Source organism: Rhizobium sp. S152 (assembly GCF_030380735.1).
Classification (GTDB): Bacteria; Pseudomonadota; Alphaproteobacteria; order Rhizobiales; family Rhizobiaceae; genus Rhizobium.
Genome location: NZ_JAUDRZ010000025.1, coordinates 451,984 through 467,735, shown reverse-complemented (window position 1 = coordinate 467,735; position 15,752 = coordinate 451,984). Strand labels below are relative to the sequence as shown.

The following is a 15,752-nucleotide window of genomic DNA, read 5'->3' as shown; positions in this document are numbered from 1 at the left end:
AGCTTCGTATAGTGATTGCCATGCCAAGGCAAAGAAGGCGGAAAGCGGTTGGAAGGTCGAAGAGGGCGTCCGCGAGGGCGCCCTCCAGGCTATTATTGCTCCAGGACGAAGGGAGCCGTGTACTTGTCGACATTGTCCTTAGTGATCAGCAGGCAATCAAAGAGCTGCTTTTCGCTCTTGGCGCCGGTGCTGCCGTTCTTGATGACGTTGTCGGCCTGCTTGACGGCTTCTTCCGAGAAGACGGCGACCGGCTGCAGGACGGTGTACTGCAGTTCGCCGGCCTTGATGGCGGCAACCGCGTCCGGCGAACCGTCGAAACCGCCAACCTTGACGTTGGCGAGCTTGCCGGCTTCCTTCAGCGCGGCAATGGCGCCGAGAGCCATTTCATCGTTGCCGGAGATCACGCCGATGATATCGGGGTTTGCCTGCAGCATGGACTGCATCTTGTTGTGGCCCTGCGTACGGTCCCAGTTGGCGACTTCCTTGGCGACCTTCTGCAGATCCGGGTACTGGGTCAGAACCGTCTCGTAACCGTTCGAGCGCGTAGCGGCGTTGTTGTCCGACGGAGAGCCGAACAGCTCTGCATACTTGCCCTTGTCGCCGACGGCTTCGACCCACTGCTGAGCACCGATGGCGGCGCCCTGGGCGTTGTTGGAGACGAGCTGCGCCTTGGCGAGGCCTTCCTGGTTGATCTCGGCATTGACGAGAATGACCGGGATGCCGGCGGCAACAGCCTTCTTCACCGCGCCGACCGAGCCATCGGCGTTTGCCGGGTCGAGAATGATCGCGACCGACTTGTTGGTGATGGCGGTGTCGATCAGGTTGCTCTCGGTGTTGGTGTCGCCCTTGTGCGCGCTAACCGAAGCGGTGTAGCCGAGCTTTTCAGCCGTTGCCTTGGCAACATTGCCTTCCGTCAACCAGTAGGGGTTGGACGGGTCGTTGACGATGATCGTCATCTGGCCGGCTGCCCATGCGGTGCTGACGAGGATCGGTGCTACAGCCGCTGCGGCCAGTAGAATGCGCATGCCCTTCTTAAACATAGTCTCTCTCCCATTTGTGAGCTCTGTTGTTGCCGATGACCGGCGGTGCTTTCCCCAATCGGCGCCTGCCGTTGCGGACAAGTTCTGCTGCAAGCGTCAGGACGATTTGGCCCGGCGCCCGTATTGGATGCTGTTCATGAGGACGGCGAGCACGATGACCGCGCCGGTGAAGACGGTCTGCCAGTAGGCGGAGACGCCGATGATGACGAGACCGTCCGACAGGAAGCCGATGACGAAGGCGCCGAGCATCGTGCCGCGAACCGTACCGCGACCACCCGTCAGCGCGGCGCCGCCGATCACGACCGCGGCGATTGCCGTCAGTTCATAGGTCGTGCCGGCAGTCGGGCCAGCCGATGTCAGCTGCGACGAAAGAACCAGGCCTGCGATGGCGGCGCAGATACCCGAGAGAACATAAACGATAACCTTGACGCGCTTGACCGGGACGCCCGACAGATCGGCGGCGCGTTCATTGCCGCCCGATGCGTAGAGCCAGCGGCCGAAAGCGGTGCGGCTGAGCACGATGCCGCAGATGATTGCGAGCGCGGCCAGCACGATGACGCCGATCGGAATGCCTGCCAGACGGTTGAAACCGAGCCAGTCGAAGCCGGTGTTGCCGAGCTCGGGGCGTCCACCGAGGTTGTTGTAGGTAAGACCGTTGGTCATCAGCAGCGCGATGCCGCGGGCGACGTAGAGAACGCCGAGCGATGCGACGAAGGCCGGGACCTTCAAGTATGCCACCAGCACGCCGTTGACGGCGCCGACGATGGCGCCGACAGCACAGGTGAGGACGACGACCGCCCAGACGGGCGGATAGAGAATGACGCCAAAGGCATTGAGCGTAACGCCCTGCATCAGGAAGCCCGCGATGCAGCCCGCCAGACCGAGCGTCGAGCCGACCGAAAGGTCGATGCCGCCGTTCAGGATGACCAGGAGCATGCCGATCGCAAGAATGCCGAAGATCGCGACATGCGAGGCCATGGTGAGGAAGTTGTTCAGGCTGAAGTAGTAAGGCGACAGGAACGAGAAGACCGCGATGATGACGATCAGCGCGAAGAATGCGCGACCTTCAAGGATGAGGCGAACGATATTGGTATTGCGCTTCTGCCCGTTCGACACTGACTTCTTTTCCGTGATGTTTGTGACTGACATGATCAGTGCTCCATAGTTCGGGCTAGTGCACCACGGCTTCGCCGGAGGCAGCCATGATCTTTTCCTTGGTGACTTCGGCACCGAATTCAGCCGTGATCTTGCCGCGGTGCATGACGATGATGCGGTGCGCGATACTCAGGCATTCGTTGACTTCCGAGGTCGAGTAAATGACGGCGAGACCCTGTTTCGCGCGTTCGGCGAGCAGCTTGAACACCTCCGCCTTGGCTCCAATGTCGATGCCGCGGCTCGGTTCGTCGAGGAGGATGACCTTCGGTTCGGTTGCCAGCATCTTGCCGATGACCACCTTCTGCTGGTTGCCGCCCGACAGCGAGCCGATGGCCGCCTCGCCGCCGTCGGTCTTGACGTGCACCTTGCGGATGGATTCATCGACCAGCGCGCGTTCGCGCCGGCTGGATGTGAAGAGCCCCTTGGTGAAGGCGCCGATGCTGGCAAGCGAGAGGTTGGATCCAACCGTCATGGTTTGCACAAGGCCGTCACGCTGGCGATCTTCCGGCACGAGTACCAGGCCGCTCGCGATGCGTCCGGCAATGCTCAGATGGCCGACGTCGCGGCCCTCGAGGCGGATGGCGCCACCGCTGGACCGCAGCCTTCCGGCCACGCACTCCAGAAGTTCGGTGCGTCCCGCACCCATCAGGCCGTAGATGCAGACGACTTCGCCGGCGCGGACATCAAGCGACAGGCGGTCGACGGAGTTGTAGGTGGAACCGGACGGGCCGGGAACGGTCAACCCGTCGATCGAAAGCGCAGCCTTGCCGAACTCGTAGCCGTCAGGCGGGCTGCCGAGATCGAAATTGTCGCCCACCATGTTGCGGACGATCCACTCGAGATCGATATCCTTGCGCTCGGCATAGGCGGTCATCGTTCCATCGCGCAGGACGACGGCGTGATTGGTGATCTGCAGCGCCTCTTCGAGGTGGTGCGAGATATAGACGATCGAGACACCGCGGCTGGTAAGATCGTGAATGACCTTGAACAGCACTTCGACTTCGGTGGCGCTCAGCGCCGAAGTGGGCTCGTCCATGATGAGGATGCGCGAGTTTACCGAGAGCGCGCGTGCGATCTCGACGATCTGCTGCTGGCCGAGACGCAGGTCCTCGACCTTCGTCAGCGGATCGATTTCCTCTTCCAACTCCTCCATCAGAAGACGCGTCTGGCGTTCTTCCTCGGTGAAATCGACCATGCCGCCCGTGATGATCTCGCGGCCCATGAAGATGTTGTCGCGCACGCTGAGGTTCGGCGCGAGGCTGAGTTCCTGGTGGATGATCGAAATGCCGTTTTCGCGGGCATGCGTGGACGAGCTGAAGCTGATCGGCTCGCCATCGAGAACGATTTCACCCGAGGTTGGCTGCACGACGCCGGAAAGGATCTTCATCAGCGTCGACTTGCCGGCACCGTTTTCGCCGAACAGCGTCGTCACCTGGCCGCGATGGATGTCGAAGTTCACGCCCTTCAGAGCGTGCACGCTGCCGTAGGATTTGGCGATGTTGCGGGCGGCGAGGACGACTTCGCCGCGGTGGTCTTCGGATGTGCGCATCGGCTCGCTCATTTGACGTCGACCTTGACGGGAGTGACGAGCCAGTTCTTCGGATTGATGAGCTTGAAGACACCGACGACGGTTGCCGTCTTGCCGTCGAGTTGCTCCGGATCGATGCCACCGAAGACGGTCTTCTTCATCTCGTTGTTGATGGCCGAACCCGCGTCCTGATACTGGATCTGGTTGGTGAACTGGCCGAATTCGATGGTGCCGGTGGCATCGCGGAGGTCCGTGCCGTTGACCGCAGGGCCGGTCTGGACACGGACCACCGTCTCGGGAGGCAATCCGTCGATCTTCATTTCGTTGGTATTGGATTTGCGCGTGCTGAAGGTACCGGTCAGCGTTACCGGAATGACTGGGCCGGTGGTGGTGGCAACACCGTATTTCTCGCCCGCCGCCTTCTTGTCGGCGGCTATGGCGGTTGCCAGTTCCGCCGCGGGCACGGCTCTTTTCACGACATCGGCCTGGATGGCTGGGAACTTCTCGGCGCCGAAGGATTCCGGCGAGAACGCCTGCTGCCTCACGTCGCCGTCGGAGCCGATCTTGACGACCTTCGTATCGAAGGCGATCGCGCCGATGACGGCGACAGCGACGACGGCGCCGATGACGATTTTCAGATTGCCTTTGCCAGGCGCGGATACTGCGTGGGCGGACTGCGTAGTCATTGTGGACGACCCCTGTAGCTGGTCGGAATTAAGTCGAGTGAGGAGAGTGCCGGCGAAAGCCTCGCGGCGTCATCGAAGACGGCGAGTGCTCGAAGCCGTGGCGGAGCGCCGAAGCGGGCAGCGCCGATCTGTGCCGGCGGCGTGGTTATAAGCGAGAAAAATGCGCATCCGAACCTCCTCCGTAAAGAACCGTCGCCTATTTCCTCCAGCGATACGATTCCCATTCTCCTCTCAGCAGGGATGCCTGCATGATAGGTAAGTGGTATTTATGCCAAAAATCATGTTATCAAATTTCGTATCTGTCAACTGGTTATGGGTCGGAATTTTATGTCGGGTCTTCCTGAAATGCTGCAGAACGTTTCATTTGCAGACGCCGCCCTTTACTCATCGAGCCCGAAGACGGAAAAGAAGTGGCCGCGATAAACACTATTAATAGTATGATTTTAAAAGAAAAATTGCAATGCGCCGATTTTGGATTGCCGATGGAGACGCATGAGGCGGTCGCTGTCGTGCCAAGCGCTCTCGTCTCCCATGTCCGTAATTTTACCTGAAAAAAATTTCATTGCTAGAAAAATCTTACTGGAATAATGATATCTCTGTGTTATGTTTTTGACGAGGCCTGTGGGAGGTTTCCAAAGATGCCGAATTCCCGGCTCGCTGCGACTGGCGAGCTCATCGCCTGTGCGATCGGTGAATCCGGAGCGTCATCGGCCATTCGCTGATCGGGAGGATTAAAAGATGAAATCGACACGCGTTCGGCCGTTGGCGACGCTTGATACGGTGATTGGGTAGTCTGTCATGGATACCAGCCGCCAGGTCATCATCGGTATCGATGCGGGAACGTCCGTTATCAAGGCAGTCGCCTTCGATCTTTCCGGCAATCAGATTGCTGCAGCATCGGTTCGCAACAAATATTCGAGCGGCAGCGATGGTTCGGCTACGCAATCGCTAAGCCAGACCTGGCAGGATTGCGTGGCAGCGATCCGCGGTCTCGGAGAAAAGGTCGATGATCTCGCGTCGCGGACCGCAGCGATTTCAGTAACCGGGCAGGGCGATGGGACCTGGCTTGTCGGCTCCGGAAACCAGCCTGTCGGCGATGCGTGGCTGTGGCTTGATGCGCGCGCCGCGCCGACTGTCGTTTCACTTGCCGGCAGCGCGGCCGATAGGGCCCGCTTCGAGCAGACGGGCACCGGCCTCAATACCTGCCAGCAGGGCGCCCAGCTCGCGCATATGGATCGGGTGCAGCCCGAACTTCTCGATCGGGCCGAGACTGCGCTTCACTGCAAGGACTGGCTCTACCTCAATTTCACCGGCGTGCGCGCAACGGATCCTTCCGAGGCAAGCTTCACCTTCGGCGATTTCAGGACGCGACGTTATTCGCCTGTCGCCATCGAGGCGCTGGGGCTGACCCGTCGCCGCGGCCTGCTCCCTGAAATCATCGACGGCACCCGGACTACCCATCCCCTCACGGCTGAGGCGGCGAGTGCTTGCGGGCTTCTGGCCAGCACGCCCGTCAGCCTTGGCTATGTCGATATGGTGATGACGGCGCTTGGCGCCGGCGTTCGAAGCGGCGGCCGCAACGCCGCCTGCTCCACCATTGGCTCGACCGGCGTGCATCTGCGCGCAAAGTCGGTCGCGGATGTTCACCTGAACCACGAAGGCACGGGTTATGTCATTGCCCTGCCGATCCCCGACACGGTCACCCAGGTTCAGACCAACATGGGCTCGACCATCAATATCGACTGGCTGCTCGAGATGGCGGCCTATCTGATGGCGGAGGCAGGCAAGCCCACGACCCACGGAGAGCTTGTGGCCCGTATCGACCGCTGGTTCTCCGAGAGCCAGCCGGGGTCCGTCGTCTATCATCCCTATATCTCGGAGGCAGGCGAACGCGGTCCCTTCGTGAATGCGCAGGCGCGCGCCGGTTTCTCCGGTCTGTCTGTCCGCCACGGTTATCCGGATCTCGTTCGCGCCGTGGTCGAAGGCCTGGCGCTGGCGACACGCGACTGCTACGCCGCCATGGGCGACATGCCGGAAGAGCTGCGGATTACCGGCGGCGCGGTGCGCTCTGCCGCGCTACGTCGCTCGCTTGCGGCCTCGATCAATGCGCCGATCCGGCTCTCGCGCCGCGAGGAAACCGGTGCCGCAGGTGCTGCAATGATGGCTGCCGTGGCCATCGGCGCCTACAGCACGATGGACGACTGCATTGCCGACTGGGTGACGCCTCTGCTCGGCGAGGCGGAAACGCCGGTCGCCGAGGAAGCCGCGCGCTTCGATCTGCTGTTCTCCGCCTACACCGATATTCGAAAGGCCATGCCCTCTGTCTGGGAGACGATGGCCAAAGCCGCGGCGACATCGCCGGTAAACTAGTTCGTGGATGCGACGCGCATCCGAGGGAGCATGATATGACTGAACCCGAAATCCTCGATCTCTTCGTCATCGGCGGCGGCATCAACGGCGCGGGCATCGCCCGCGACGCGGCCGGCCGCGGCCTCAAAGTCGCGCTCTGCGAAAAGGACGATCTGGCGCAGGGAACATCCTCACGCTCCGGCAAGCTGGTGCATGGCGGTCTGCGCTATCTTGAATATTACGAGTTCCGCCTCGTTCGCGAAGCGCTGATCGAGCGCGAGGTGCTTCTCAACGCCGCGCCGCATATCATCTGGCCGATGCGCTTCGTGCTGCCGCATAGCCCGGAAGATCGTCCTGCCTGGCTGGTCCGTCTCGGCCTGTTTCTGTACGACCATCTCGGCGGCCGCAAGAAGCTGCCGGGCACCCGTACACTCAACCTGCTGCGCGATCCCGAGGGGACGCCTATCCTCGATCAATATCCCCGCGGTTTCGAATATTCGGACTGCTGGGTCGACGATGCGCGTCTTGTAACCTTGAATGCCGTCGGCGCAGCCGAGAAGGGCGCGCTTATCTTGACCCGCTCGCCGGCGGTCTCCGCGCGCCGCGAAGGCGGGCAATGGCTGATCACCACGAAAAGCAGCACCAGTGGCGAGACGCGGACATTCCGCGCCAAATGTCTGGTCAACTGCGCCGGTCCATGGGTGAGCGATATCATCAATCGCGTCGCGGGCTCCAACTCCAGCCGCAACGTGCGCCTGGTCAAGGGCAGCCATATCATCGTTCCGAAGTTCTGGGCCGGTTCGAACGCCTATCTCGTTCAGAACCACGACAAACGCGTCATCTTCATCAATCCCTACGAGGGCGACAAGGCGCTGATCGGCACGACCGACATCGCCTATGAAGGCCGGGCCGAGGATGTGGCCGCCGACGAGGCCGAGATCGACTATCTGCTGAAGGCCGTGAACCGCTACTTCAAGGAAAAGCTTCGCCGCCAGGACGTGCTGCACAGCTTCTCCGGCGTCCGCCCGCTGTTCGATGATGGCAAGGGCAATCCGTCCGCCGTCACCCGCGACTACGTGTTCGATCTCGACGAAACCGGCGGGGCGCCGCTGCTCAATGTCTTCGGTGGCAAGATCACGACCTTCCGCGAACTCGCCGAACGCGGCATGCAGCGCCTGAAGCACATCTTCCCGAACATGGGCGGCGACTGGACCGAGAAGGTTCCGCTGCCGGGCGGGGACATGCCGAATGCCGATTACGAGACATTCGCAAACAGCTTGCGCGACAGCTATCCATGGATGCCCCGCAAGCTCGTGCATCACTACGGACGGCTCTACGGCACCCGCGCGAAGAACATCGTTGCCGGCGCAACGGATGTGCAGGGGCTCGGACGCTACTTCGGCGGTCAGCTGTACGAGGCCGAGGCGCGCTATCTCGTGGCCAGCGAGTGGGCGGAGACGGCCGAAGACATTCTCTACCGCCGCACAAAGCATTACCTCCACCTGAGCGAAGCGGAGCGGGCGGCTTTCGCCGAATGGTTCGCCTCGTCCCGTCTTGCCGCCGCCTGAGGACGTATCGATGCCATTGACGCTTTCGCTGAACACCAATCCGCTGGTGAACCGCTTCGCCGATCCCGACGACCTCATCGAAACCGTGGCGCGGGACCTGCGCATCCGCGACCTGCAGCTGACGCATGAGTTCATCAATCCGAGCTGGCAGGCACCGGTCATTCGCCGGCTGACGCGCCAGATGAGCGCGGCATTGAACCGGACGGGCGTTCGCGTGACGTCGGGCATGACGGGGCCTTACGGGCGGCTGAACCATTTCGGCCACCCGGATGCGGATGTGCGCCGCTACTACGTCGACTGGTTCAAGACATTCGCCGACATCACCGCCGATCTCGGGGGGCATTCCGTCGGCACGCAGTTCGCGATCTTCACCTACAAGGACTTCGACGACGCCGCCCGGCGCGAGGAACTGATCAAGATCGCCATCGACTGCTGGAGTGAAGTCGCCGAGCATGCGAAGGACGCCGGCCTTTCCTACATTTTCTGGGAGCCGATGAGCGTCGGGCGTGAGTTCGGCGAAACGATCGAGGCCTGTCTGTCGCTGCAGTCGCGTCTCACGGCAGCCGACATGGCCGTGCCGATGTGGATGATGGCCGATATCGATCACGGCGACGTCACTTCGGCCAATCCCGACGACTTCGATCCCTATGCCTGGGCTCGCGCAGTGCCCAAGGTCTCACCGATCATCCACATCAAGCAGAGCCTGATGGACAAGGGCGGCCACCGGCCGTTCACGGCTGCGTTCAACGCCAAGGGCCGCATCCAACCTGCGCCGCTGCTGGAGGCTTTCGCGAAGGGCGGGGCGGAAGACAACGAAATCTGCCTCGAGCTTTCCTTCAAGGAGCGCGAGCCGAATGACCGCGAGGTCATTTCGCAGATCGCCGAAAGCGTCGCCTTCTGGGCGCCGCATATCGATACGGGTTCGGCAGACTTGAAGATATGACGCGGCCATCTACAACGGCTGGCTGCGGACCGGCGGAATCGCCGTTCATGATCTGAAGGGAGCGGTGATGACGGATGCCGATGATACGCTCGCCGTGCGGGCGGCGTGGCTTCACTATGCGGGCGGGCTGACACAGTCGGACGTTGCTCGCCGCCTCGGCATTCCGTCCGTGAAGGCGCATCGCCTGATCGCGCGGGCCGTCGCGGAGGGTGTCGTTAAGGTCACGATCGACGGCGATATCGTCGAATGCGTCGAGCTGGAAACGCGCCTAGCCGAGCGCTTCGGCCTGCAATATTGCGAAGTCGCGCCGGATCTTGGCGAGGAAGGCTTGCCGCTTCGCGCGCTGGGTCACGCCGGTGCCGGTTATCTGAAGCGCGAGATAGAGCATGGCGACCACGCGGTCATCGGCCTGGGGCATGGACGTACCCTCTCTGCTGCCGTGCAATACATGCCGCGTGTCAATACCAGGGAGCTGCGCTTCGTATCGCTGCTCGGCGGGCTCACCAGAAACTACGGGGCCAACCCCTACGACGTTATGCATCGGATCGCGGAAAAGACGGGAACGCATGCCTATGTCATGCCCGTTCCCTTCTTCGCCAATACCGCGGAGGATCGCGAGGTGCTGCGCGCGCAGCGCGGCGTCAAGGAAGTGTTCGACCTCGCCAACGAGGCCGACCTGAAGCTCGTCGGCCTCGGCACGGTCGATGCGGAGGCCCAGCTGGTTCTGTCTGGCATGGTCGAGCCCGGCGAAATCGACGATATCGCGGCGGCCGGCGGTGTCGGCGAAATCCTCGGGCACTTCTTCAATGACGATGGCCAGATTCTGGATACGGCGCTGACGGCACGCACGCTTTCGGCATCCTTTCCCACGACGCACAAGGAGCGCCTCGTTGCTCTGGCGGGCGGGCACGCGAAGGTGCCGGCCATCCGCGCCATTCTGCGAAGCCGCCGCCTGCATGGGCTGATCACCGACGAACGGACAGCGCGAACTCTTCTCACATAATTCCGCAATGCAACATATTTATGTCACATAATAACATAGAAAAATGTTGCTTTTCACGCAATCAATGTTACGTTTGCGGTGATAAAGGTTATGGCCATGAAGCGCGAAGAGCGACAGCAGCTGATCGTCAATCTGCTTGTTGAAGACAAGACCGTCGATGTCGACGCTCTTGCCGAACGCTTCAGCGTTTCCAAAATGACCATTCACCGCGATCTCGACGATCTGGAACAGGCGGGCGTTCTGCGCAAGGTACGCGGCGGGGCGACGATCGACGCCGGCATGCAGTTCGAAAGCGACTTCCGTATTCGTGAACGCCAGGGCGGGGATGCCAAGGTCGCGATGGCACAGCAGGCGCTTGCCATGGTGGAGCCCGGCATGACCGTGATGGTCAATGATGGATCCATGGCCGCCGTGCTCGGTGAGATGCTGTTGCAGAAGCGACCGCTGACCGTCATCACCAACAACGCCGCGATCATGGAGCGGCTGAAGGGTGAACACGGGATCACGCTGATCGCGCTTGGCGGCATCTATTCCGCAAAGTTCAACGCCTATCTTGGCGTTGTGACCGAAGAGGCGCTGGCGCGCCTCAGAGCGGATATAGCCTTCATTTCGACGCCGGCGGTCAGTGCCGGTCGGGCCTATCACATGGATGACAATGTCGTCCGCGCCAAGCGGGCAATGATCTCTTCGTCTGCACGAACTTGCCTGCTGGTTAATCACCAGCGTTTCGGGCAGACCGCTTTGCATGTCATGGCGGACCTTGCGGATTTCGACAGCGTAATCACTGACAGCGCGCCGGTGGCCGCTGTTCTCGACGAATTCGACCGGGCGGGCATCGCGCTCACCGTCGCTGCAACACAGGAACGGGTATGACCGATAAACCAAGCATCTGGATTGGCACCAGCTGGAAAATGAACAAGACGCTCGCGGAAGCCGAGCATTTCGCACGTGGCCTGGAAGCGGCCGATGCGGCCCGCGACGCGCGCATCCAGCGTTTCGTCATCCCGCCCTTCACTGCCGTGCGTGAAGTCAAGCGCATGCTGGCCAACACATCGGTCAAGGTCGGTGCGCAGAACATGCATTGGGCGGATCAGGGCGCCTGGACGGGCGAGGTTTCGCCGGTCATGCTGAAGGATTGCGGCCTGGATATCGTCGAGCTCGGCCATTCCGAACGCCGCGAGTTTTTCGGCGAGACGGATGAGACCGTCGGGCTGAAGACCGAAGCGGCCGTGCGCCATGGGCTGATCCCGCTCATCTGCATCGGCGAGACCCTTGCCGACCGCGAGAGCGGCAAGGCGGCCGAAATCCTGGCCGTGCAGGTACGCGGCGCGCTCTCCAAGCTGTCCGACACCCAAAAGTCGGCGGAAATCCTCCTGGCCTACGAACCGGTCTGGGCAATCGGCGAAAACGGCATTCCTGCCACCGCCGACTATGCTGATGCGCGCCAGGCGGAAATCATCGCGGTCGCGGAAGCCGCACTCGGCCGCAAGATCCCCTGCCTCTATGGCGGGTCGGTCAATCCGCAGAACTGCGAAGAACTGATTTCGAGCCCTCATATCGACGGGCTCTTCATCGGCCGTTCCGCCTGGAACGTCGAGGGCTACCTCGACATCCTGGCGAAATGCGCCGCCAAACTCTAAGGAGAACGATGATGAAGCTTGCGATTGCAGGAGACAGTGCCGGTGAAGGTCTTGCCAAGGTATTGGCCGATCACCTCAAGGACCGCTTCGAGGTGCATGAGGTCTCGCGCACCAATGACGGTCTCGACCCCTTCTACGCCAACCTTTCCGAGCGCGTCGCATCCGGCGTGATCGATGGCACCTATGACAAGGCCATCCTGGTCTGCGGCACCGGCATCGGCGTCTGCATCTCGGCCAACAAGGTTCCGGGAATCCGCGCCGCGCAGACGCACGACACCTACTCGGCCGAACGCGCCGCTCTGTCCAACAACGCGCAGATCATCACCATGGGTGCGCGCGTCATCGGTCCCGAGCTTGCAAAGTCGATCGCCGACGCGTTCCTCGCCCAGACCTTCGATCAGAACGGTCGCTCGGCCGGTAACGTGACCGCCATGGACGAGCTCGACGCGAAGTACAACGCTCGGTAAGAGCGCAAGACAGGTGGCCGGCATGCGCCGGCCACCTTTTCGATCATGGCTTTACCGTGAAGGTGTAGCTACCGTTCGTCTTGTGCCCGTCCGTCGAGAGAACGTGCCAGTCGACCGTGTATTCGCCAGGCGCAAGCGTTGCGGAAACGGGAACCGCCAAAACCTTCCCTTCATCCTTCAATGAAGCGTCGCCAAGGCTTACGTCCGCCTTGTCGGGGCCGGATACCTTGATCCCGCTGAACTTCAGATTGAGTTCCTCGGTGAAGGTCAGGTCGAGTTCTGCCGGTGCCGATACTGACGCCTTGTCTGCCGGAACGGCCGATTTCAGATGTGCATGGGCGAAGGCCTGACCGGCTGCCAATGCGGTGATGACAAGCGCTGCTGATGTGATGCGTGATAGTCTTTTCATGATGAGCTCACTCTTTTGATTTTAGCTTTGTTGTGTGCCGAGGGATCGCTCGCCGGAAATGATCGAAGGCGAGCGACAGAGCGCGCGAACAGGTCGCGCGATGTTTGCTGTGTGTCTGTTCATTGCGCATGACCAGCGTGTCCGGCATGGCCGTTTTCGCTTTCGGCTTCTTCGCGCATAACTACAGTGCCTTCAAAGCTCGCGAACAGGCTGATGGTGGCCGCATCGAGCTCGGCTTCCGCGTCGTGAAGAGAAACGGAAAGCGCCTTGGCGTCGTCAGCCGATAGGCCGATCTTTTCCAGCGATGCGGCATCCTTTATCCCGTCGCCACTGCAAAGATGCAGCCGCCATCCGCGCGGTCCCCTCTTGAGCAGAGCGCGGCCGCCTCGCTCGTCCTGTCGCCAGCCCGCGATCGCCCAGTTGCCCTGAACGACAACCGGGCCGACTGTCAGCGGCTTGTCGGGGCGGTCGAACATCGTTTTCAACGTTGCCGGAATCGCCTGTAAGGGATCTTCCGCTGGCACGTTCGGCTCCATGTCCATCGGCATGGCCATAGAGCTGTCGCTCATGTTCATCTGGTGCGTCTGCGCGTTTCCTACCGAAACGAAGCCCGCCAGCATGGCCGAGGCGCATATTGCGAGTTGGATCGCCTTTTTCATCGCCAGCCACCTCACGAGAATGCGCGCCGGAGCGGTGGGATCGTACGAATAATCGCCTGATCGATCGCAACCATGGCGAGGATGGCAATACCGGTCAGCGGAAAAGCCAGGGAGAAGACCAGTGCGATTGACCAGAGGCCTATATAGATCGGCCGTTGCGGCGGCTGTGGCGGCACCCCGAGCCGCCCGGCAGGCCGGCGTTTCCACCACATGACGACACCCGTGACGCAGGAGAGGATGATCGTCAGGCAAGTGGCGAGCATCAGGAGCTGATTGGCGCGGCCGAATTCCTGGCCTTGGTGAACGTTTATGCCCCATTCGATCGCTTTCCCGAACGCCGGGTACTGATCATAGTCGATGTCGACCAGCGGCCTGCCGGAATATTGATCGATATGGATCATCCGTTCCCTGGAGAGGTCGTCGGGATAGATCGCCGCCGAATAGACGCCGGTTTCATCGGTGGGAATCGCGACGTCGAAGCCCGGTGTCAGGCCTGCTGCCTTGGCGACTTCGACTGCCTTGTTCAAGCCGATCGGCTTTTTCGATTGGGCGGCAGCGATGTCCGATAGCGGCACCGGGGCTTGCTCCACCGTCCATCCCACCACCGGCAGGATATCCTGGGCCACCTTCTGCGACTTCGGTACGTCGTCCCAAAGTTGGGCGGGGTAGCCAAGACCGTGGTTGCCGAGCCATGCCTGAACGTTCGATCCCCAATATCCCGACCAAGGCATGCCAGTGACTGCCAGGAAGAGTATCAAGATACCGGCGAAGGCGCCGGTCACGGCGTGCATGTCGCGCCAGAAGACCCGGCGAGCCGGAGTGCCACGAACCGTGACGACGCCGCCCGTCTGCCGACGCGGCCACCAGAGATAGATGCCGGTGACGACAAGCACCATGGCGAAGCCGCCGGTCACTTCTATCAGCTTGTTCGGCAAGTCCCCAAAGAGCGCCAGACTATGGATGCGCTTGACGACATAGTTGAACTCCTCGGTCGAGCCGACGGTGTCGAGCACCTTGCCGTCATAGGGGTTGACGAAAACAAGGGTGGAGCCCTTGTCATCGGAAACCGTCACGATCGCCGAACGCTCGGGCGTCGCCGGGTCCTTATAGGTTGTGACGGTTGAGCCGGGAACGGCTGCCGCAGCGATTGCTGTGATTGCTTCCGGCGCCAGCGGCTGATCGGTTGCAGCGACGTTGTAGCGATAGGCAAAGAAGGTGTCGTTGATCTCATCCTTGAAAAGATAGATCGAACCGGTGATCGCCAGATTGAGCATGAACGGGATAACCAGAAGTCCGGCGAAGAAATGCCAGCGCCAGATGGCGCGGTAAAGTGAAGCACCCGATGCGGTGTTCTCCGCCGGTGTGGCGGACGCAATGGTAGACATGATCAAATTCCGAATCCGTGACGGCGCTCAGAACGCAGCCGAGAAAGAGGCACGCCTCAGCCACGGCTGACGCGCGGTTCAACTGATGATCGGGTCGGCAGGTGGGGCTCTGGGGCCGGTATTCGGCGGATAAATCTGCCGGCGAAACGCTTCGGTGCCGCGTGCCGGGGCCGCTTGGGCCAGGAAGGAGACAGCCGTGCCAATGATATCGGTCGGCGTTGGCAAGAGCACGGCCGCACCGATCCGGCAGGCCTCGCAGCCCTGACCGGATGCTTTGTGATCCGGGGTCGCCTTCCCGTCGTCGTCCTTAAGGGTGATGCAGAGAGAGGGAAGTGTTCCGTCCGGAAGGGTATAGGCGGCATAGTGTGCGGGATCAGTTGGATCACTCGCCAGCGCCGGTACCTGATGGGCAAAGCCGACGAACAGAAGCGCGACGGCGCAAATGATGCGCACCAGCCACTGCTCCAGTTTGTCCAAACCACGCTGCATGTTTTCCCCCGCCACTCAGGCGCGGATCGTTGATAGAGTCGTCACTCGCAAACTGCAATGCGACATTGTTGCCCGAGATGCGGCGCCCGTGGTGCGGCGAGGTTTCGTTAGTGGCTCGGAGCGTCGTCTCGCTGACAGACGGCAATCTTTCCGTCGTCGACGGTTACAAAGGCGATTCCGCCCGTCTCAAGGGCAAGTTTGAGCTGAGCAGCGGTCGCGCGGTGCACATCGTGGCGGCCGCCTTCATAGTCTCTGACAGTGCTGCGAGACACTCCTGCCCGCTCGGACAGGTCCACCTGGGTCCAGTCGAGGAAGGCGCGGGCTGCCCGACATAGGGCTGGTGTCAAAATCTTGCAGTCTTGAGCTTGACCCATCTGTCACAGTCGCCCATATTGGTTGATATGTATCATATAGGGCAATATGGGACAGAT

The 15,752-nt window shown here is 61.4% G+C and carries 16 protein-coding genes; 7 read left to right on the top strand and 9 right to left on the bottom strand.

Features of this window, described 5'->3' with window-relative positions; all coding sequences use genetic code 11:
• Positions 1-92 precede the first annotated feature (92 nt).
• The 4 genes from QTL95_RS18850 to QTL95_RS18835 form a co-directional block, all read right to left on the bottom strand.
• Entirely contained in the window at positions 93-1,040 is a 948-nt protein-coding gene (locus QTL95_RS18850; RefSeq protein ID WP_289721443.1) for a D-ribose ABC transporter substrate-binding protein, read from the bottom strand.
• Positions 1,041-1,136: 96 nt separating this feature from the next.
• Positions 1,137-2,189 carry an ABC transporter permease gene (locus QTL95_RS18845; RefSeq protein ID WP_289721442.1) on the bottom strand — a complete coding sequence of 351 codons (1,053 nt, stop codon included), beginning with the start codon at positions 2,187-2,189 and terminating at the stop codon, positions 1,137-1,139.
• 22 nt (positions 2,190-2,211) lie between these two features.
• A complete protein-coding gene (locus QTL95_RS18840) occupies positions 2,212-3,756 on the bottom strand; it encodes a sugar ABC transporter ATP-binding protein (RefSeq protein ID WP_289721441.1) in 1,545 nt (514 codons plus the stop codon).
• Complete coding sequence (locus QTL95_RS18835) at positions 3,753-4,409, bottom strand: DUF2291 domain-containing protein (protein WP_289721440.1); 657 nt, start codon at positions 4,407-4,409, stop codon at positions 3,753-3,755. The genes QTL95_RS18840 and QTL95_RS18835 overlap by 4 nt, the downstream gene beginning before the upstream one ends.
• A gap of 798 nt (positions 4,410-5,207) precedes the next feature.
• Between QTL95_RS18835 and QTL95_RS18830 the strand changes: the two genes are divergently transcribed.
• The 7 genes from QTL95_RS18830 to derI all read left to right on the top strand — a co-directional run bounded on the left by QTL95_RS18830 (position 5,208) and on the right by derI (position 12,379).
• Entirely contained in the window at positions 5,208-6,779 is a 1,572-nt protein-coding gene (locus tag QTL95_RS18830; protein WP_289721439.1) for an FGGY-family carbohydrate kinase, read from the top strand.
• A 35-nt stretch (positions 6,780-6,814) separates the two neighbouring features.
• The gene (locus tag QTL95_RS18825; protein WP_289721438.1) at positions 6,815-8,326 is read left to right on the top strand and encodes a glycerol-3-phosphate dehydrogenase; all 1,512 of its coding nucleotides are present in this window, start codon (positions 6,815-6,817) and stop codon (positions 8,324-8,326) included.
• A gap of 10 nt (positions 8,327-8,336) precedes the next feature.
• On the top strand, positions 8,337-9,269 hold the full coding sequence (locus QTL95_RS18820) for a sugar phosphate isomerase/epimerase family protein (protein ID WP_289721437.1): 933 nt from the start codon (positions 8,337-8,339) through the stop codon (positions 9,267-9,269).
• 67 nt (positions 9,270-9,336) lie between these two features.
• On the top strand, positions 9,337-10,272 hold the full coding sequence (locus tag QTL95_RS18815; protein ID WP_289721436.1) for a sugar-binding transcriptional regulator: 936 nt from the start codon (positions 9,337-9,339) through the stop codon (positions 10,270-10,272).
• Positions 10,273-10,368: 96 nt separating this feature from the next.
• On the top strand, positions 10,369-11,145 hold the full coding sequence (locus QTL95_RS18810) for a DeoR/GlpR family DNA-binding transcription regulator (RefSeq protein ID WP_289721435.1): 777 nt from the start codon (positions 10,369-10,371) through the stop codon (positions 11,143-11,145).
• On the top strand, positions 11,142-11,912 hold the full coding sequence (locus QTL95_RS18805) for a triose-phosphate isomerase (RefSeq protein ID WP_289721434.1): 771 nt from the start codon (positions 11,142-11,144) through the stop codon (positions 11,910-11,912). The genes QTL95_RS18810 and QTL95_RS18805 overlap by 4 nt, the downstream gene beginning before the upstream one ends.
• 11 nt (positions 11,913-11,923) lie before the next feature.
• The gene (gene derI / locus QTL95_RS18800; protein ID WP_037185543.1) at positions 11,924-12,379 is read left to right on the top strand and encodes a D-erythrulose-4-phosphate isomerase; all 456 of its coding nucleotides are present in this window, start codon (positions 11,924-11,926) and stop codon (positions 12,377-12,379) included.
• A gap of 43 nt (positions 12,380-12,422) precedes the next feature.
• On the opposite strand, the gene copC is transcribed toward derI, so the two are convergent.
• From copC to QTL95_RS18775, 5 genes are all read right to left on the bottom strand, one after another.
• Positions 12,423-12,788: a copper homeostasis periplasmic binding protein CopC gene (gene copC, locus QTL95_RS18795; RefSeq protein WP_289721433.1), complete on the bottom strand. Its 366-nt coding sequence runs from the start codon at positions 12,786-12,788 to the stop codon at positions 12,423-12,425.
• A 119-nt stretch (positions 12,789-12,907) separates the two neighbouring features.
• On the bottom strand, positions 12,908-13,447 hold the full coding sequence (locus tag QTL95_RS18790; RefSeq protein ID WP_289721432.1) for a copper uptake system-associated protein: 540 nt from the start codon (positions 13,445-13,447) through the stop codon (positions 12,908-12,910).
• 11 nt (positions 13,448-13,458) lie between these two features.
• Positions 13,459-14,832, bottom strand: coding sequence for a PepSY-associated TM helix domain-containing protein (locus QTL95_RS18785; protein ID WP_289721431.1), 1,374 nt, complete (start codon positions 14,830-14,832; stop codon positions 13,459-13,461).
• A 78-nt stretch (positions 14,833-14,910) separates the two neighbouring features.
• Positions 14,911-15,321, bottom strand: a complete 411-nt coding sequence (locus tag QTL95_RS18780; RefSeq protein WP_289721430.1) for a hypothetical protein — start codon at positions 15,319-15,321, stop codon at positions 14,911-14,913.
• A gap of 107 nt (positions 15,322-15,428) precedes the next feature.
• Positions 15,429-15,695, bottom strand: a complete 267-nt coding sequence (locus QTL95_RS18775; protein WP_289721429.1) for a helix-turn-helix transcriptional regulator — start codon at positions 15,693-15,695, stop codon at positions 15,429-15,431.
• Between the last annotated feature and the right edge of the window lie 57 nt (positions 15,696-15,752).